This is a genomic window from Nitrospira sp., from assembly GCA_015709715.1.
Taxonomy (GTDB): domain Bacteria; phylum Nitrospirota; class Nitrospiria; order Nitrospirales; family Nitrospiraceae; genus Nitrospira_A.
This window is the reverse complement of the sequence record CP054184.1, coordinates 998,980-1,016,994: the sequence shown is the minus strand read 5'-3', so window position 1 is coordinate 1,016,994 and position 18,015 is coordinate 998,980. Positions and strand designations below refer to the sequence as shown.

Annotated in this window: 25 protein-coding genes; all 25 read left to right on the top strand. The window is 54.8% G+C overall.

Annotation, left to right across the window (positions count from 1 at the left end; translation table 11 throughout):
- Window positions 1-43 precede the first annotated feature (43 nt).
- Entirely contained in the window at window positions 44-541 is a 498-nt protein-coding gene (gene rpsE, locus HRU82_04715; protein QOJ34295.1) for a 30S ribosomal protein S5, read from the top strand.
- A gap of 5 nt (window positions 542-546) precedes the next feature.
- A complete protein-coding gene (rpmD, locus tag HRU82_04710) occupies window positions 547-756 on the top strand; it encodes a 50S ribosomal protein L30 (protein QOJ34294.1) in 210 nt (69 codons plus the stop codon).
- Window positions 753-1,202, top strand: coding sequence for a 50S ribosomal protein L15 (gene rplO, locus HRU82_04705; GenBank protein ID QOJ34293.1), 450 nt, complete (start codon window positions 753-755; stop codon window positions 1,200-1,202). The genes rpmD and rplO overlap by 4 nt, the downstream gene beginning before the upstream one ends.
- Window positions 1,195-2,508, top strand: coding sequence for a preprotein translocase subunit SecY (gene secY, locus HRU82_04700; protein QOJ34292.1), 1,314 nt, complete (start codon window positions 1,195-1,197; stop codon window positions 2,506-2,508). The genes rplO and secY overlap by 8 nt, the downstream gene beginning before the upstream one ends.
- Window positions 2,509-2,518: 10 nt before the next feature.
- Window positions 2,519-3,175 carry an adenylate kinase gene (locus HRU82_04695; protein ID QOJ34291.1) on the top strand — a complete coding sequence of 219 codons (657 nt, stop codon included), beginning with the start codon at window positions 2,519-2,521 and terminating at the stop codon, window positions 3,173-3,175.
- A complete protein-coding gene (map, locus tag HRU82_04690) occupies window positions 3,172-3,927 on the top strand; it encodes a type I methionyl aminopeptidase (protein ID QOJ34290.1) in 756 nt (251 codons plus the stop codon). Before HRU82_04695 ends, map begins: the two co-directional genes overlap by 4 nt.
- A gap of 21 nt (window positions 3,928-3,948) precedes the next feature.
- The gene (gene infA, locus HRU82_04685; GenBank protein ID QOJ34289.1) at window positions 3,949-4,167 is read left to right on the top strand and encodes a translation initiation factor IF-1; all 219 of its coding nucleotides are present in this window, start codon (window positions 3,949-3,951) and stop codon (window positions 4,165-4,167) included.
- Between the two features lie 18 nt (window positions 4,168-4,185).
- Window positions 4,186-4,299, top strand: coding sequence for a 50S ribosomal protein L36 (gene rpmJ, locus HRU82_04680; protein ID QOJ34288.1), 114 nt, complete (start codon window positions 4,186-4,188; stop codon window positions 4,297-4,299).
- 104 nt (window positions 4,300-4,403) lie between these two features.
- A complete protein-coding gene (rpsM, locus tag HRU82_04675; GenBank protein ID QOJ34287.1) occupies window positions 4,404-4,787 on the top strand; it encodes a 30S ribosomal protein S13 in 384 nt (127 codons plus the stop codon).
- Window positions 4,788-4,831: 44 nt separating this feature from the next.
- Window positions 4,832-5,215: a 30S ribosomal protein S11 gene (rpsK, locus tag HRU82_04670; GenBank protein QOJ34286.1), complete on the top strand. Its 384-nt coding sequence runs from the start codon at window positions 4,832-4,834 to the stop codon at window positions 5,213-5,215.
- An 80-nt stretch (window positions 5,216-5,295) separates the two neighbouring features.
- Complete coding sequence (gene rpsD, locus HRU82_04665) at window positions 5,296-5,922, top strand: 30S ribosomal protein S4 (protein ID QOJ34285.1); 627 nt, start codon at window positions 5,296-5,298, stop codon at window positions 5,920-5,922.
- 83 nt (window positions 5,923-6,005) lie between these two features.
- Window positions 6,006-7,007 carry a DNA-directed RNA polymerase subunit alpha gene (locus HRU82_04660; GenBank protein ID QOJ34284.1) on the top strand — a complete coding sequence of 334 codons (1,002 nt, stop codon included), beginning with the start codon at window positions 6,006-6,008 and terminating at the stop codon, window positions 7,005-7,007.
- Window positions 7,008-7,024: 17 nt separating this feature from the next.
- Window positions 7,025-7,471, top strand: coding sequence for a 50S ribosomal protein L17 (gene rplQ, locus HRU82_04655; protein QOJ34283.1), 447 nt, complete (start codon window positions 7,025-7,027; stop codon window positions 7,469-7,471).
- A gap of 190 nt (window positions 7,472-7,661) precedes the next feature.
- The gene (gene lptC / locus HRU82_04650; GenBank protein ID QOJ34282.1) at window positions 7,662-8,234 is read left to right on the top strand and encodes an LPS export ABC transporter periplasmic protein LptC; all 573 of its coding nucleotides are present in this window, start codon (window positions 7,662-7,664) and stop codon (window positions 8,232-8,234) included.
- Between the two features lie 13 nt (window positions 8,235-8,247).
- The gene (locus HRU82_04645) at window positions 8,248-8,811 is read left to right on the top strand and encodes a hypothetical protein (protein ID QOJ34281.1); all 564 of its coding nucleotides are present in this window, start codon (window positions 8,248-8,250) and stop codon (window positions 8,809-8,811) included.
- A 68-nt stretch (window positions 8,812-8,879) separates the two neighbouring features.
- Complete coding sequence (lptB, locus tag HRU82_04640) at window positions 8,880-9,593, top strand: LPS export ABC transporter ATP-binding protein (GenBank protein ID QOJ37109.1); 714 nt, start codon at window positions 8,880-8,882, stop codon at window positions 9,591-9,593.
- 22 nt (window positions 9,594-9,615) lie between these two features.
- On the top strand, window positions 9,616-11,133 hold the full coding sequence (gene rpoN, locus HRU82_04635) for an RNA polymerase factor sigma-54 (protein QOJ34280.1): 1,518 nt from the start codon (window positions 9,616-9,618) through the stop codon (window positions 11,131-11,133).
- An 83-nt stretch (window positions 11,134-11,216) separates the two neighbouring features.
- Entirely contained in the window at window positions 11,217-11,768 is a 552-nt protein-coding gene (gene raiA / locus HRU82_04630) for a ribosome-associated translation inhibitor RaiA (protein QOJ34279.1), read from the top strand.
- On the top strand, window positions 11,755-12,621 hold the full coding sequence (rapZ, locus tag HRU82_04625; GenBank protein ID QOJ34278.1) for an RNase adapter RapZ: 867 nt from the start codon (window positions 11,755-11,757) through the stop codon (window positions 12,619-12,621). Before raiA ends, rapZ begins: the two co-directional genes overlap by 14 nt.
- Window positions 12,622-12,772: 151 nt before the next feature.
- Window positions 12,773-12,967, top strand: coding sequence for a MerR family transcriptional regulator (locus HRU82_04620; GenBank protein ID QOJ34277.1), 195 nt, complete (start codon window positions 12,773-12,775; stop codon window positions 12,965-12,967).
- A gap of 11 nt (window positions 12,968-12,978) precedes the next feature.
- Window positions 12,979-14,076: a type IV pilus assembly protein PilM gene (gene pilM, locus HRU82_04615; GenBank protein ID QOJ34276.1), complete on the top strand. Its 1,098-nt coding sequence runs from the start codon at window positions 12,979-12,981 to the stop codon at window positions 14,074-14,076.
- Window positions 14,073-14,627, top strand: a complete 555-nt coding sequence (locus HRU82_04610; protein ID QOJ34275.1) for a PilN domain-containing protein — start codon at window positions 14,073-14,075, stop codon at window positions 14,625-14,627. The genes pilM and HRU82_04610 overlap by 4 nt, the downstream gene beginning before the upstream one ends.
- Window position 14,628: 1 nt before the next feature.
- Window positions 14,629-15,252: a type 4a pilus biogenesis protein PilO gene (gene pilO, locus HRU82_04605; protein ID QOJ34274.1), complete on the top strand. Its 624-nt coding sequence runs from the start codon at window positions 14,629-14,631 to the stop codon at window positions 15,250-15,252.
- 67 nt (window positions 15,253-15,319) lie between these two features.
- Window positions 15,320-15,910 (top strand): pilus assembly protein PilP, encoded by a 591-nt coding sequence (locus HRU82_04600; GenBank protein QOJ34273.1) that lies wholly within the window; start codon window positions 15,320-15,322, stop codon window positions 15,908-15,910.
- Window positions 15,907-17,820 (top strand): type IV pilus secretin PilQ, encoded by a 1,914-nt coding sequence (gene pilQ, locus HRU82_04595; protein QOJ34272.1) that lies wholly within the window; start codon window positions 15,907-15,909, stop codon window positions 17,818-17,820. Before HRU82_04600 ends, pilQ begins: the two co-directional genes overlap by 4 nt.
- Window positions 17,821-18,015: the final 195 nt, after the last annotated feature.

The window sequence follows — 18,015 nt, the reverse complement described above, 5'->3', positions numbered from 1 at the left end:
CGGTCGTTCTACCCCACAGGACGGTTTAAAGGAGTGTGACGTTGTGCGAGTCAATCCCGAAGAGTTAAGCCTTAAAGACAAGGTGGTATTCATTAATCGTGTCGCCAAAGTGGTGAAGGGCGGAAAACGCTTTAACTTTTGCGCGCTCGTCGTTGTTGGTGACGGACAGGGGTATGTCGGGGTCGGAAAGGGGAAGGCTGCCGAAGTTCCGGTTGCTATCTCAAAAGCCGTCGAACAAGCCAAAAAACACCTAGTCCGGGTTCCAATCAAAGACGGAACGATTCCTCATGAAGTACATGGATTGTTTGGTGCAGAACATGTTCTTCTGAAGCCAGCCGCGGACGGCACCGGTATTATCGCCGGTGGCGCGGTTCGCGCGGTGGTGGAGTTGGTAGGAGCACATAATATCATCGCCAAGACATTGGGGCGAGGCAATCCCTTCAATGCTGTTCGGGCGACCATTCAAGGACTCCAGCAGCTTCGTGATCCGCAAGAGATGATGCGGTTACGTCGAGCTGTCGGTGTCGAAGCGCAGGTGTGAATCTAATGACGACCGAAAAGAAGGCAGGTGCGGCTCAGCCAGCCCTGCGTATCACGCTCAAACGAAGCCCAATTGGAACCCCTTATAAGCACAGATTAGTGTTGCGTGGACTTGGATTACGCAAATTGAATGCTACCGTATCCAGGCCGGCCACTGACCAAGTGAAGGGTATGATCGCGAAGGTGGGTTACCTATTAGAAGTGAGTCCGCAATGAAGTTACATGAACTGGCTCCCTCTGAGGGAGCGACCAAACGACGGAAGCGTATCGGCCGTGGGCCTGGGTCAGGCCATGGAAAGACGGCGACGAAGGGGCACAAGGGTTTAAAGGCCCGATCGGGCGGTGGGAAGCAGCCTGGGTTTGAAGGCGGCCAAATGCCGTTGATTCGCCGGGTTCCCAAGTACGGATTCTCCAATCCATTCCGTACCGAATATGCGATCGTGAATCTTAAAAGCCTGGCGGCATTGGAGACGACAGAAGCAATTACGCCTCAACTCTTGATGAATGAAGGCCTTGTGCGACGCAAAGGACAGCTGATCAAGATCCTGGCTCAGGGCGAGCTGAATAAGCCGCTGGTGATCCAGGCCCACAAGTTCAGCAAGTCGGCGGAGGCAAAGATTCAGGCAGCTGGAGGGAGGGCCGAGGTCATTCCCAGTGTTTGAGCGTCTCCTCACCAGTTTTCAGAACATTTTTAAGATCCCCGAGTTGCGCACCCGCGTATTGTTTACGTTGGGCATGTTGGTCGTGTATCGTGTGGGCGCGCACATCCCAACCCCGGGTATCAACGGCGAGGCCCTGTCTGACTTTCTTCAGAAACAAGGGGGAGCCCTCCTCGGGTTCTTGGATATTTTCTCGGGGGGCTCACTCTCTCGACTCACGATTTTCGCGCTGGGCATTATGCCGTACATCAGCGCGTCGATCATCCTCCAACTACTGACGGTCGTGATTCCGCACCTGTCGAAGTTGGCGAAAGAAGGTGAGCGAGGGCGCAAAAAGATCATTCAGTATACCCGTTTCGGCACGATTGTCATCGCACTGATTCAGGGGTTTGGAATCGCGGTCGGGCTTGAACAAATGAATCAGGGGGCGTTCGTCATGAATCCTGGATGGGGATTCCGGTTCATGACAGTGATTACCCTTTGTGCAGGGACCGGCTTCCTGATGTGGCTCGGTGAGCAGATCACCGAGCGCGGGATCGGCAACGGCATTTCCTTGATCATTTTTGCAGGTATTGTCGCACGTCTGCCGGCTGCGGTCGCGCAGACCTTTGATCTTTACAAGGTCGGACAACTGAGTTTTCCGCTCTTGGCCGCGTTGACACTCGTCATGTTTGCCGTGGTGGCTGCCATCGTCTTCCTTGAAAGCGGGCGACGCAAGGTACCGGTGCAATATGCCAAGCGGGTGATCGGTCGAAGGGTGTATGGAGGGCAAAGCACGCATATTCCGCTCAAGATCAACACGGCGGGCGTGATTCCACCGATCTTTGCGTCCTCGATCATCGCCTTCCCCGCGACTATCGCCGGATTTTTTGAAACCCCGTGGATCAAGGCCATAGGAGCGCAGCTCGCGCCAGGCTCGTTACTCTACACGTTGATGTACGTGGGGCTGATCATCTTTTTCTGTTTCTTTTACACCGCAGTCGTTATGAATCCGGTGGACATGGCTGACAACCTCAAGAAGTACGGCGGCTTTGTGCCCGGTATCCGGCCAGGGCAGCGGACGTCGGACTACATTTATTCCGTGCTCACAAAGATCACTTTTGCCGGGGCCATTTACTTGGCCATTGTTTGCGTAATCCCGGAGTTTTTGATCTACAAGCTGAATATGCCGTTTTATTTCGGAGGAACGTCCCTGCTCATCGTCATCGGTGTAGGGCTGGATACGGCTCAGCAGATTGAATCGCACCTACTGAATCGCAACTATGATGGGTTCTTGCAGAAGGGGAAACTTCGAGGTCGAACCTCGTAAGGAAGTATAGATGCGTCTCATTTTTCTAGGTGCTCCAGGAGTCGGGAAGGGAACGCAAGCCGATCGGGTGACCGCTCAATACGGGTGGCCGAAAATTTCCACCGGTGATTTGTTAAGGGAGTCAGTCAGAAATAGCACGCCTCTGGGGCTCGAAGCCAAGAAGTACATGGATGCCGGCAAGTTAGTTCCCGATGCCGTAGTGATTGGCATGGTGGAAGCAAAACTTGACGATTCACGCTGTAGCCAGGGGTTCATTCTGGACGGTTTTCCTCGCACGGTTCAGCAGGCGGAAGAATTGGGACGAATCCTTGAACGGCGATCCCTGGGGTTGGATCGAGTCATCAACTTCCGCGTCTCCAGGCACGATATCGTGAAGCGCCTCAGCGGAAGACGGAGTTGCGGGAAGTGTCAAAGTGTCTTTCACGTGGATTTCGCCCCGCCCCGCACGAGTGGAATCTGTGATCGATGCGGCGCCGAGTTGATCCAGCGTAGCGATGACAAGCCAGAGACGATTGAGGCCCGCTTAAAGGTCTATGACGAGCAGACGGCTCCCTTGATTGCCTATTATCAGGGTCGGCAGGTCCTGACCGATCTTGACGGATCGGGTGTGATGGGAGACGTCTATAGTCGCTTGACGCAGGTCTTAAGCGGAATTCAGTCAAAATGATTGTCTTCAAAACGCCGGATGAAGTGGCGTTGATGGCGGAGGCCTCTCGCGTAGTGGCTGAAGTACTCGAGCTGTTACGGGGGCAGGTAGCTCCTGGGATGACCACCGACGACCTTGATCGTATGGCGGAGGAAGGTATTCGCAAACGTGGCGCTATCCCGGCTTTTAAGGGATACCGCAACTATCCGAAGACCCTGTGTGCGTCGGTCAATGAACAGGTTGTGCACGGCATTCCATCGAAACGGCGCTTAAAAGAGGGCGATATTATCGGGTTGGATTTAGGCGCCATAGTGTCAGGGTTTTATGGGGATTCTGCCGTCACAGTTCCCGTCGGCACTGCGAGTCAAGAAGCCTTGCGTCTTATCCAAGTGACGGAAGAAGCGATGTACCAAGGAATTGCCAAGGCTGTAGTCGGTAACCGGCTGTCCGATGTGTCGCATGCGATCCAAGCGCATGTTGAGAAGGCAGGATTTTCGGTGGTCACGGAGTTTGTTGGGCACGGGATCGGTCGCCAACTCCATGAAGAGCCGCAGGTTCCGAATTATGGCAGTCCGGGGCAGGGGCCGCGTCTGCAAGTCGGCATGGTGTTGGCGATTGAACCCATGGTGAATATGGGGACGAGCGCAATTAGGATCTTGGAAGATCGATGGACGGCCGTGACACAAGACGGATGTTGGTCGGCTCATTTTGAGCACACGATCGCCATTCAACCATCAGGACCAGCCCGTATCCTTTCGCAGTTGTCGCATTAACGAGGGAAGGCAGACCGCTAGGTGCCCAAGGAAGATGTCATAGAAGTGACCGGGACGGTGGCGGAAACGCTGCCCAATGCCATGTTTCGAGTCGAATTGGAAAATGGGCATAAAATTTTGGCTCACATTTCGGGTAAGATGCGGATGCATTTCATCCGGATCCTTCCCGGCGATAAGGTGACTGTGGAACTCTCGCCGTATGATTTGACGAGAGGGCGAATCACCTATCGTTTCAAGTAGTGGAGAAATGGAATCGTCATGAAGGTTAAGTCTTCTGTAAAACCGATTTGTGCGAAATGCAAAATCGTGCGGAGGCGTGGGGTCGTTCGGGTACTCTGTGCCAATCCTCGGCATAAACAGCGGCAAGGATAATCATTGGGCGGCTGCCTGTAGCATGAGCGTGCTTTGTTTGAAGCTAAAAGTCGAGGCGGAGTTCAACAGCCAGCCACCGCGTAGGAGCGATTGAGAGGGACATTATGGCGCGTATTTCAGGCGTAGATTTGCCGAGGGAAAAGCGGCTCGATATTGGGTTGACGTATGTGTACGGGATAGGCCGTGCCGCTGCTAGAGCGATCTTGGAGAAGGCCGGCGTTGACGGTTCGGTCCGGGTCAAGGATGTCAGCGAAGACGCCATCGTCAAAATTCGCGAGGTAATCGAGCGTGACTACCGGGTGGAAGGAGATTTGCGAAAAGAAGTATCGATGAACATCAAGCGATTGGTGGACACCGGCACGTTTCGCGGGCTCCGTCATCGCAGGGGATTACCGGTTCGCGGACAGCGGACGCGGACGAATGCACGGACACGCAAAGGGAGACGTGCTGGCGTGGGAAGTAAACCTAAGAAGCCCACTGGAGCGTAACGAATATCGGGCGCGACCAGCCGTAAGGTGCTGAGGGAGAGATTATGAGTGTGAAGAAGGGAAAGAAGAAAGAGCGCAAGATCGTTCAGAGCGGCGTGGCCCACGTCCAGGCGTCGTTCAATAATACGATCGTGACCATCACGGACATGAGCGGCAACACGGTGGTATGGGCCAGCGCGGGAAACCAGGGATTCAAGGGGTCCCGGAAAAGCACTCCATTCGCGGCGCAACGGGCTGGCGAGGCGGCGGCGCGCAAAGCGATGGAAAACGGTATGCGCCAGATCGACGTGTACGTCAACGGTCCCGGTGCTGGGCGTGAGTCGGCCATTCGGTCTCTGCAGAGTGCGGGGTTGCGGATCAACCTGATCCGTGATGTGACGCCGATTCCCCACAACGGCTGTCGCCCGCCGAAGCGGCGCCGTGTCTAACCGCAGTCAGGGATTCGTCAAACTTCGTAGTTGCCGATTGAGTCGTATTGGATTCGTTGAGGTAGAGGAGGGGTAGTAGCGTGGCAAAATACAGTGGACCTGTCTGTCGGTTGTGTCGAAGAGAAGGCGAGAAGCTCTTCTTGAAGGGATCTCGTTGCATGACCGAGAAGTGCGCCATTGAGCGCCGGAGTTATCCTCCCGGACAGCACGGTCAGGCTCGCCAGCGGACGTCGGATTACAGCCTGCAGTTGCGCGAGAAGCAGAAACTCAAAAGAATCTATGGCTTGCAGGAGCGGCAGTTCCGAGGGATTTTTGAGCGCGCAGAACGCCAAACTGGCGTCACGGGCGAGACGCTGCTGCGGCTCTTGGAATGCCGGTTGGACAATGTGGTGTACCGGCTGGGATTTGGAGCCTCTCGGAAGGAGGCGCGGCAGTTGGTCAACCACGGTCATATGATGTTGAACGGCAGAAAGGTCAAGGCACCCGGGGCCTTGGTGAAAGCCGGTGATTCCATAGAAGTGCGTCAAAAGAGCCGGGAAATCATGCCGATCCAGGGGGCGCTGGCCGCTGTGGATGGCCGTGGGATTCCGGAGTGGCTGGAACTGGACAAGACCGCTTATAAAGGGACCATTCGATCGCTTCCGACGAAGGAGCACATTGTCCTCCCGGTGAACGAACAAATGGTCGTGGAATTGTATTCGCGCTAATCGGACCGGGCTGGGGAGTGTTGGTCTCTCCCGATCGCGGCTGAACGATAGATGGGCTCACACGAGTTACTGAAGGGGGAGTCATGATTAAAGCGATGAAAGACTTTCAAATCCCCATGCGGGTGGAAGTCGACAAGGACACTCTATCCCCGACATTTGGCAGATTTACGACAGAGGCGTTTGAACGAGGATTTGGCACCACCGTCGGTAATTCCCTACGTCGCGTCTTGTTGTCTTCCCTGACCGGGGCGTCCGTGACGACCGTCAAGATCGAAGGCGTACTGCATGAATTCTCCACGATTCCAGGTGTAACCGAAGATGTCACCTCGATTATTCTCAACGTAAAGAGCCTTCGGTTGGCATTACAGGGCGATAAGCCCAAGACGATTCGTCTGAAGAAAAAGGGCCCGGGAGAAGCAAAAGGATCCGACATCATCCACGACGGCGATGTGGCGATTCTGACGCCTGATTTGCATATCGCCACGCTGGACAAGGACGCCATCTTGGATATGGAGATGACGATCAAGCATGGGCGTGGGTATGTGCCTGCTGAGCGGAACAAGGAAGAGGGGCTTCCCATCGGCGTCATTGCCGTCGATTCTATTTTTTCGCCGATCAAGCGAGTGAATTTTCATGTTGAGAATGCGCGCGTCGGCCGGATGACCGACTACGACAAGTTGACTCTTGAAATCTGGACCGATGGAACGATTTCTCCGCGAGACGCGTTGTCCAACGCTGCCAGCATTCTGCGAGAACACTTAGACATCTTCATCAATCCGGAGGAGCGTTCGGATGCCAAGCCGTCCGTCGGCACTGAAGATCTTTCGTCCGAGGTCAATAAGAATCTCTACAGAAGCGTGAATGAGTTGGAGCTCTCGGTCCGCGCAGCGAATTGCTTGAAGAACGCCAATATCAAGACGATTGCCGATCTGGTGCAGAAGACCGAGGCGGAAATGCTGAAGACGAAGAATTTCGGAAAGAAGTCGCTCAACGAGATCAAAGAAATCCTGACGGAAATGGGATTGAGTCTCGGAATGAAGGTCGACGCCTTGCCGTCCGGCGACGCAGGCGTGCGTTCAGAGTAAGAAAGGAACAGGCTACCGTGCGCCATAAAAAGAAGGGTCGACAGCTTGGGCGTCAAACCAAACACCGTTGGGCTCTGTTCCGGAGTCTGGTGACCTCCTTACTGGAACAGGAGCGAATCGAGACGACGGAAGCCAAGGCAAAAGAGATCAGAGGGTTTACCGATCGGATGGTGTCTCTTGGAAAAGACGGCAGTCTCTCGGCCCGCCGCCGCGCTCTCAGTTTCTTGCGTAGCAAGGATGTTGTCTCAAAACTGTTTAGCGATGTGGCCGGACGCTTTCGTGACCGCTCGGGCGGATATACCAGGATCATTCGGACCCGTCGCCGAATTGGTGATGGAGCCGAGATGGTTGCCATTGAACTGGTGGCCAGGCAAGCCAAACCCGTAGCGGCGACAACTCCCAATGCTCCCACGGCTGAGACCAAAGAGGCTCCAGAAAAGGGTTCGACCTCTGCCGAAGGATGAATCAAAATGCCACGACGATACGCCTATCGTCGTGGCATTTTCGTGGCCTTCCTTGCATCTTCCTCCCTGTGATCTCTGCCCTGCACTTCACTCATTTCTTTTCCAGTCGGTTTACTTGGTTTGGATGGGATGCTACTATCATGCCATCGGATACCATTGAAGCATCTTCGAAAATTGGCAAACTGTGGTCATGTGGGAACGGTGGATTCGACGAAGTCTTCTCACTCTCAGTCTGATCTTCGCTGCTTTCCTCGGCTATCTCCTGCTCACACGATCCAATCCTGGCTCTTCATCCCGTTCCATCGCTGAGGTGGGGGCTGAGGCGGCGGATGCAAGAATTCAGGACTTCACGTTTACGCAGACCAAGGGCGACATCGTCCAATGGAAGGTGCAGGCAGAACAGGCGCGTTTGTTTGAAAAGGAGAATCGCGCCTTGCTCAACAATGTGCAGATTACGCTTTATGGTGCACAAGGCAAAGAACTGACGCTGTCGGGTGATGAGGGCACGCTCGATACGCAAACCAAGAACTTTCAGCTTTCTAATCGACTACTCCCAATAGTCGTCGAAACCCAAAGCGGTTATACGATTCAGACCAATCACCTTGCCTGGACGGACGAACGGCATGAAATTCACACAACGGACCATGTCACGATTCATGGACACGGGTTACAGGTTACCGGGAAAGGATTGCTCGGAAAAATGGACAAGGAGGAGTTTCAGGTTTTGGACGACGTGCGGGTGGATGTTGTGCCTCCTTCTTAATCTCGGATGGTCGATGGGTGATGTTGCAGGGCTTGCGGCGGAAACAGAAAAGAAAAAACCCGCGGATACGGACAAGGTTCCTACAACCATCACGTCTCAGACAATGACCGTCAGCAATCACGAGAATAAGGCTATCTTCGACGGTTCGGTCGTGTTAACCCGAGGGCCGTTGGTAGTATATTCAGACCATATGGTGGTATCGTTTTATGCCAGTCACGACGGGCCTTCCGGCGATAAGTCTGGCGATTCTAAGAAAGTCTCGAAGAAGAACTCTGGGGGCACTGCTGGACCGGGGCAAGGTCGGGATGCCGCCCCGTCAGTTTCCGATCGCAGCATTCGGATGGTGGAGGCGACCGGCCGTGTGAAAATCGAAAAGGAAGACGGCCATGCGACCTGTCAGACTGCCGTATATTACGAGGACGAAAAGAAGATCGTTCTGACGGGTGATCCTGTGGCCTGGCAAAAGGGGACGCGTGTGTCCGGCAAGCGCATCACGATGTATCTTGACGAAGATCGCAGTCTGGTCGAGGGAAATTCGCAGGTGACGATCGAGGGCGAAGGCGGTGGAAAACGATGACATTACTCTCGCCGGATGTGTCGTCACAGGCTTCGACCTGTAGTGCTCCATCGGGGGCCAAGGAATGTCTGGCGGCGGCCGGGTTGGTGAAGAGTTTTCGCAATCGCAAAGTGGTCAAAGGGGTTTCCCTGGATGTGCGGGCGGGTGAAGTTGTCGGGTTGCTGGGCCCGAACGGAGCCGGTAAAACGACCATTTTCGACATGATGGTCGGATTGTGTCAGCCCGATGAAGGACAAATCACGCTGAGCGGTGAGACTATCACCGAATTGCCCATGTATCAGCGTGCGCGGCGAGGAATCGGATATTTGCCGCAAGAATCATCGGTTTTTCGCCGACTCTCTGTTGAGCACAATATTCTTGCGATTTTGGAGATGCTAGGTTTCTCGAAAATGGAGCGGGCGGGGCGAGTGGAGGCGTTGCTGAAGGAGCTTGATCTGGTGCACATTCGTAAAAGCAAGGCTTACGCATTGTCCGGTGGAGAGCGACGTCGGCTGGAGATCACACGCGCCTTGGCCACCAACCCCTCCTTCATGCTGCTGGACGAACCCTTTGCCGGGATCGATCCCATTGCGGTGGCCGATATTCAGCAGATCATTATTCGCCTCAAACAGCGGAACATCGGGGTGCTCATCACGGATCACAACGTGCGAGAAACGCTGTCCATCACGGATCGCGCCTATATTATCAACGAGGGCTCGATCTTGGAGGCTGGCCCTCCGAGCGTGATCGAGAAGAGCGAGATGGCCCGAGCGGTCTACCTTGGCGAGGGGTTCCGCTTGTAATGGGGCAGGAAGTGAGTATCCGATGAAGCTGCGACTGGACCTGAAACTCAGCCAAAAACTCATCATGACGCCGCAATTGCAGCAGGCGATCAAGCTGCTGCAATTGTCTCGGATGGAGCTTCAGCAGAGTTTGCAACAGCACCTGATGGAGAACCCATTGCTGGATGAAGTGATCACTGAAATGGAGGAGTCTGAGGAGGCCGCGTCTCCCGACCGGGACGCACAAGAAATCGCGGGTACCACGTCGGGGGATTCGGGCGGTGAACCAGACGACAAACCGGCCGAGACTGGAGAAAATGTCGAGGAGTTTTCGGCTTCTAGCTGGGAGGACTATTTCGATACCGACCTGCGCCGCGGAGAAGCGGAGTATAGCACCTCTTCGAAGGACGAATTCCCTTCGTATGAACAAACGGTCGCCAAGTCGGCTTCCTTGGAGGACCACCTCGTCTGGCAATTGTCCTTATCCGGGCTCACCGATCGGGAAAAGGCAATCGGCCGTCTGATTATCGGGAATTTGGACGATGACGGGTACCTTCGGATGACCCTGGAGGAGCTGGTCTCAGGAACGGATTACACCCTTGCCGAGGCGGAATCTGTTTTGAAAGACGTTCAAGGCTTCGATCCTACCGGCGTGGCGGCTCGCGATCTTTCGGAATGCCTGCTCCTGCAACTTGGTTTTCTCGGACGGAGCCATATGAATTCCCTTGGTGCCCGCCCTGGCGGGCTCAAGGGGGCAGTGCTTGAGGCGATCGTCCTAAACCATCTGAAGGACTTGGAGAAGAAACAGTATAGCCGGATCGCCAAAGCCCTGAATATCTCGATGGAAGAGGTCTTCCAGGCCACGCGCCTTATCGAGGGGTTGGAGCCGAAGCCGGGACGCCCCTTCTCCAATACTCAGAACTATGCGATCGTTCCGGACGTCTTTGTCGTCAAGAATGAAGGAGAGTGGCAAGTGCTGCTCAACGACGATGGACTGCCGAGGATGCGAATCAGTCCCTATTACAAACAAATGATGGCTTCGGGTCAGTCGGGAGCGGCCGAAACGAAAGCCTATTTGGACGACAAGTTACGTGCAGCTCAATGGGTGATTCGGAGCATCGAACAGCGGAATAAGACGATCGTGAAGGTGGTGTCGAGCATCGTCAAATTCCAGGAAGGATTCTTCGAGCACGGCATACAGCATTTGAAGCCGCTGGTCCTCAAGCAGGTGGCGGAAGATATCGGCATGCACGAATCCACCATCAGTCGAGTCACCGCCAATAAGTATATGTATTGTCCGCAGGGCATGCTGGAGTTGAAATTTTTCTTCAATGCCGGACTACAGCGCGTTGATCAGCCGTCGGATATGCTGTCGTCTGTGACGGTGCGAGAAATGATCCGAAAAATGGTCGCGGAGGAAGACGCCCGCAAGCCATTGAAGGACGAAGAGATTGCCGCGAGACTTCGCACGCAACATGTCCTGATCGCCCGCCGCACAGTGGCGAAGTATCGAGCCGAGGACAATATTCCTTCGGCCACACAGCGCAAGCGATTCTTTTAGGGCCCTCAGGGTGCACGATAGAGTCATCAACGTCGTGACTTTGAGCAGTCATGATATGAACGGAGCCGAGACACGAGGATGACATGCGATTGATGATTACGGGACGCCATGTGGCAATCACTCCTGCCTTGCGGCAATACGTCGAAAGCCGCATGGAACGGCTGGAGCGTTACGGCGTGAAGCTGGGAACGTTGCAGATTTTGCTGCATGTGGAAAAACTCCACCATGTGGCCGAGGCGGTGGGGGTGGTCCAGGGGCGACGATTACAAGCCAAGTCCGCGACCCAAGAGATGTACGCCTCTATCGATCAGGTGATGGATAAGCTCGGCGCCCAACTACGGAAAATGAAGGAACGACGGGCCAACCACAAATTCGGCAATCGCTTGCGCGCGAGTGTCGTGGCGTCATCGATCCCACTCGTTGAGCAGAAGGATGTGCGTGTAGTCCGTCCGGCCCTAGAGATTCTCACGTTCGCCGAGGCACTGGAGTCTCTCGCATCAACTTCAACTGGGGTGCTGATGTTTGAGAATGCCGCTTCCGGCGACATACAGGTTTTGCAGCGACTACCGGACGGCACGGTATCCCTTATTGATCCTTCGCGAGAGCGTCCACGCGCTTCTCATGGCCGCACTTAACCTGGTCATCATCAGTGGCCTTTCCGGATCCGGGAAGAGCCATGCTCTAAAAGCCTTCGAGGATGCAGGGTACTTTTGCGTTGATAATCTTCCACCGGCCTTGTTGCCGACGTTCGTCGAATTGTGTGATCAACAAGAAGGCGAAATCAAAAATGTGGCTCTCGGCATCGATATCCGTGAACGAGTGTTCTTCGGCGATTTAGCCAAGGTGCTGGAGGAACTTAAAACGCAAGGGCATGCGCTCCAACTTGTGTTTCTCGAGGCGCGAGAGGAAGTGTTAGTCCGCCGGTTTTCGGAAAGCCGACGACCGCATCCGTTACTGCCCCACATGCCTGTCCTGGAAGGCGTCCGGTTCGAGCGTGAACGGCTCAGCGGATTACGCGGGCATGCCGACCGGGTGATCGATACCTCTGACATTACGGTTCATGAGTTGCGCGAACTTCTGGCGAGACAGTTCCGCCAAGATTCTGCTACCCGTCGCATGACCATCTCATTGGTGACCTTCGGGTACAAGTTTGGAGTTCCGTACGACATTGATCTGCTCTTTGACGTGCGGTTCATTCGCAATCCGTTTTTTATCCCGGACCTCAAACCACTCACCGGAGAAGATCCGCGAGTTCAACAGTATGTGTGTGCAGATCCCACGGCCTCTCGGTTCTTGGAGCACCTGCAAGGATTGCTCGTCTTTTTGATCCCTCTGTTCGAGCGGGATCAACGAAGTTATCTCAGTATCGGCATCGGTTGCACCGGCGGACGTCATCGGTCCGTAACCATGGCGATGCGCCTGCAGGAGAAGCTCTCCACGCTGGGATACGAGGTCTCCGTGGCTCACCGAGATATCAAGAAAACCTAGACTCCACGCGCCGTTTCGCACCTCGTTTGCATCCCCTCCCCGCAGTCCGCTTTCTTGACAGTCGGACTATACCAACTATACTTACCTGTGTGTGCAAATTTGGCGCGATGAATGGCGGCATTTGAGGCACGGAGTGAAGAAAATCAGCGAAATGCCGAAACGGAAGTTGTACAAGACAAACGAGGTCTGCGAGATGTTCGATATCTCGCGCGCCACGTTATTTCGCTGGGAGCGGGAGGGGCTCATCTCCGGGCCGCCTCGGGATTGGCGGAACTGGCGGCTCTACACCGCGGAAAACGTCGAGCAGATCAAGCAGGTCATGCAAGGGAGAGCTGAGGTCGCGTAGAGGAGACGAGCATGCTGGCTTCATTGAAACATTTTGCGGACCTTGACCTTCTGTCCGTGTTTTCCTCACAACGGCAACTCTTGGGCCTCGATATCGGGTCGAGCAGCATCAAACTGGTTCAAATGAAAGAACATCGGGGGCGATACACATTGCAAAAGTTTGCGGTCAAAGAGCTTGAGCCGGAAGTCATCGTTGACGGTACGGTCATGGATGAAGGGCGGGTGGTGACCGCCATCAAAGAGTTGCTGACCGAGAATAATATCAAACTGAAACAGGTTGCGATCTCCATCTCTGGCCATGCAGTCATTATCAAGAAGATCAGTCTGCCGCCAATGCCTGACGAAGAACTCGATAGTCAGGTACGGTTGGCGGCAGAGCAGTATATTCCCTTCGACATCAACGAGGTGAACCTCGATTTCTACGTTCTGCCACCCTCTGAAAATCCCGAAGAGCAGGGTGAAATGTCTATTGTGCTGGTGGCGGCCAAGAAGGACAAGATCAACGAGTTGACGGAACTGGTCAAGGCCGCGGGATTGCTTCCCGTGGTGATGGACGTAGACGCCTTTGCGATCGAGAATATGTACGGCGCAACAGCTCCTGGATCGGATGAGGACATCGCGACATTGGTGAACATCGGGGCAAGCGTCATGAACGTCAACATTGTGAAAGGGGGCGTGTCGCTCTTCACTCGCGATATCCCATTAGGGGGCAATCGATATTCCGAGGCGGTGCAGCGAGAGTTGGGTGTGTCCTTTGAAGAGGCCGAACAATTGAAGCGGGGAGAGCCGGAGAGCGGGGACCCATTGTCGGCGGTCATGGAAAGTGTCAATGCGGAGGTAGCCTCTGAGATTGCGCGCACGATCGACTATTTCAAGACGACCTCCTCAGATGGTGAGATTACCCGCGTTCTTCTGTGCGGCGGAGGCGCGAAGATTAAGGGCTTGAGTCAACAGCTTCGTGACCGCATGCATGTCGAGGTGGAGATCGCCAACCCATTCAGTGAGGTGGATATCTCCCAGTGCCAGGTGGATCAGGACTTTCTGGCGGAAATGGGGCCGATCGCGGCGGTCGGGGTTGGACTCGCGCTTCGAACGGTAGGTGATCGATGATCAGAATCAATCTCCTTGCGACCGGGCCGCGGGCGAGAAAAGCCAAGCCTCAATGGGATGTTCGTGTTGAAGCGCTGATCGGCATTCTGGTCTTGGCGGTCACACTGGTGGGGTGTTGGTGGTATGCCGCATCACTCGAGGAAGAGATTCTTGCCAAGCAGACGGAGAAGCAAGGCAAAGATCGGCAGGTGGCGCAACTTAAGGAACAGGTGAAGGCGGTTCAGGATTTCGAACAACGAAAAAAACAGTTGGAAGATAAGAATCGGATTATCGATCAGTTGGAAAAAAGCCGAACAGGTCCGGTTAAGGTGCTGGATCATGTGAGCCAAAGCCTGAATCCGCTTAAAGTATGGTTGGTTCGATTGAACCTCAAGGGCAATAGCGTCGAACTAGAGGGACGAGCGATGACGAACGACGATGTCGTGGAGTTCGTCAATAATCTGCGGCGGACCGATCAGTTTGACACGATCAAACTGATGGAAAGTCGAGCTGGGCAAGACAATAAGGTGAATACGTATCAGTTCAAGCTTGATCTCTCGATGAAGGGGTAATATGAGTCTGAATGCGATCAGTCTCGAAGGGCTACGCAGCATTCCGATGGGCCAAAAGGTCGCGTTGCTCGGATTGCTCGTGGCGGCAATTCTGGTCGGATTCTACTTCTACGTGGTTGATCCGAAATCAGCCGAGTTGGCAACGGTCCAGCGTCAGGTCGCGCAGCTTGATACGGAGATTCAGAACCTCACTATCAAGGTCAAGCACTTGGACGAATTGATGGCAGCAAACAAACAATTGGAAATCGAATTGGCTGCCAAGAAGGAGCGCTTGCCGCCGGAAGAAGAAGCAGTGATGCTGTTGAAGCAAGTCTCAGATCTTGGCCTTCGGCTTGGGTTGGATGTGCGCTTGTGGAAGCCGGGTATGCAGGCAGAAGATCCATCCAAGCTCTTCGTGCGAATGCCGGTCAATGTGGAAGTGGCGGGAGGGTATCACACTGCCGCGATTTTCTTCGATCGGATCAGCAAGCTGTCACGGATTGTCACAGTCCAGGATGTTCGGATCGGGACCCCGCGGGTCGATCAGGGGCGCGTCGTGACGCAGACGGTGTTCGATCTGGTGGCCTATGCCGCTCCGCAGGAGAAGAAGATGACTTCGGTACCGGTTCCCGGGAAGACCAAGTGACAACGAGGACTGAACCATGCGCAATCTGATGAATCGAATCGACAGCATGTCAGTGAGGCGCCGCCGAATGATGAAGACGGCGGTCGTCTGTGCTATGGCGTTGTTGATCGGCGGGGTTGTCGTTCAGCCGGCCGAGTCAAAGAGCCTGCCTCATCTCCGGCAAATTGCCTCACTGCGGCCTGCTGATACTCTCAAGGTTGCCCCCTTGCCTCAAGAGCGAAAGACGATCTCGCCGGGAGAAGGGAGCATCTCGAAGCTTGAGTCGGCAATACACGAATCGGAAAATTCCCTCGCTTCGGAGTTCCTCGGTGCATCGTACGATCCTTCCGGTCGTCGCGATCCCTTTTTGCCGCTTTATCAACTTGGGCAGCAAACGGAGGCGGATGCTACCCTCCCTCCGTTGCAGCGGGTCGGGCTTACGGAACTCAGCCTCATCGCCGTGATCTGGGGAAACTATGGCTATACGGCCATGGTTCAGACTCCTGACGGGAAAGGTTATAGCATTCGGAGAGGGACACGTATTGGTCCAAACAACGGCGTCGTCAGTTCGATCACTGAGCGGGGCATCATAGTGCAAGAACGGTTCATGGATGTGTATGGGAACAAGCAGGAGCGGGAATATGTGAAGCTTCTGCATCCGAAAGAGGGCACAGAATGAAACAGACACAGATCGGTGTTCACCCGCTGGTGAGTGCGACCGTCATGGCTGGAGTGTTGGGGTTGACTGGATATGTTCAGGCGGCCTCGGTCGAGCAGTCTCAAGGGATGCCTGAGCAAGCTAGTCCGAGCGAGATGTTGTCGGATAGTCGTTCCGATGCTCAGGGGCGAGTGGCGGAGCAGCCGGCTGGTACTCCCCACGCGACTATTCTGACGAAGGTCGAGACAAAGCCGGAGGGTGATCGCGTGGCAGTGATAGTTACCGGCAACGGGCGATTGTCGCCTGTAGTGAAGATGATTGGGCCGAATCGAATGGCTCTTGATATCCCGCACATCCATTCCGATAACCGACAGTCTGTGCTACCCGTGGGGCATTCCTTACTCGAACGTGTTCGTTTCGGATATTACCCTGAGAAGATTCGACTCGCCTTCGATTTGACGCAAGCCGTTGAGCACACCATTGAATCTGGAGACCGTGGGGTGGTCATCTGGCTGCAACCGAGGCAAGGAGAGGATGAAACGGTGCAATCCACTCCCCGCCGGGCATTACTGACTCGGAAGGCTTCCAAAGCACTGACGTTGGTCAGGCCGGTGCAATTAACGACGGAGTCGTTTCAGAAGGATGAACCCAAACCTGACACTGAAGTCGTCGGTGGCTCATCACGGTTTGTCGGCCGACGTATTTCGCTCGATTTTCAACAGGCTGATATCAGCAATGTATTGCGTCTGATCGCCGAGGTCAGCGGCTTCAACATCGTTGTCGGTGAAGGGGTCAAGAGCAAAGTGACCATGAAGCTGGCCAGTGTGCCCTGGGATCAGGCGCTAGACATGTTGCTGAAGATGAACGCGCTGGGCATGATTCGTCAGGGAAACATCGTCTGGGTTGATACGTTGCAGAACATCGCCAAACAGCAAGATGAAGAGGCGCGGGCTAAAGATTCAAAGGCAAAGGCAGAGCCAATTGTCACGCGTGTTTTCTATGTTCGCAACTTGAATGCACAGGAAGTATTGACCTCGCTCCGTCAGAATTTGAGCCCCCGCGGAACAATGACGGTGAGTCAAGCGAGCAATGCCTTGATCATCAGTGATACGGAAACGAAGCTGGATGTGTTGCGGCAGCTGTTGGACGGTGTAGACCTTGAGGTCCCGCAGGTTCAAATCGAAGCTCGAATCGTTCAGGCCGATACCACCTACACCCGCTCGCTGGGTGTGCAGTGGGGGATTCAGAACGTCAACCAGTTGGGAAGTGCGAGTGGAACGTCGGCTTTCAAAACCGGCACGACAGGATCGTTTGGAGCGCAGGTATCCGATTTCCTCATCAATCTTCCGGCTAACCCAGGGCTGCCATCCGTGCCCGGAGCGGGTTTTTCAATCGGCAAAACCGACGGGGCCATGTTGGACGTGCGGCTGTCTGCCGGCGAGTTGCTCGGGTTGACGAAGGTGATTGCAGCGCCCAAGATCACGACATTGGATAAGCGTGACGCCAAGATTGCGCAAGGCGAATCGATCCCATTTCAAACGACCTCTCTGCAAGGTACTCAGACCACCTTCGTGGACGCCAACCTTGAGTTGAATGTAACCCCGCAAATCACCTCGCGTGACCCGAAGGAGATCGGCAAGCAGATCTTAATGAAGGTGCGTGCGACGAGGAATGCGGTTGGCGCCCGGAGCAATCCGGCCGGTCCGAGCATCGACCGCCGGGAAGCCACGACGCAGGTGCTCGTGCGTGACGGTGAAACCATGGTAATCGGCGGCGTCTTCGTAGACACCCAATCCAACAATGTAGCCGGTATTCCATACCTCTCGCGGATTCCGGTCCTAGGGTGGCTGTTCAAGAACAAGACCGAAAACGTCTCCAAGCAAGAGCTGCTGATCTTCCTGACGCCGACAATCGTGCGATCGGCAACTTGACAGGTTCTTGCACCACACGCTAATAATCGCTCCCATTGGTCATGCCATGGCATGGTGGTGGGGGCGAAGCCCGCTGAAACCCTCCTCTCGACGGTGTCATCTTATCGCTCCTTCCCGTAGCTGCTTTACGGACAGTCTAAGCCTGGCGTGTTGCTGATGGGTCGAAGGCCGGTGCCGGAGTCGCTACGAAAGCGC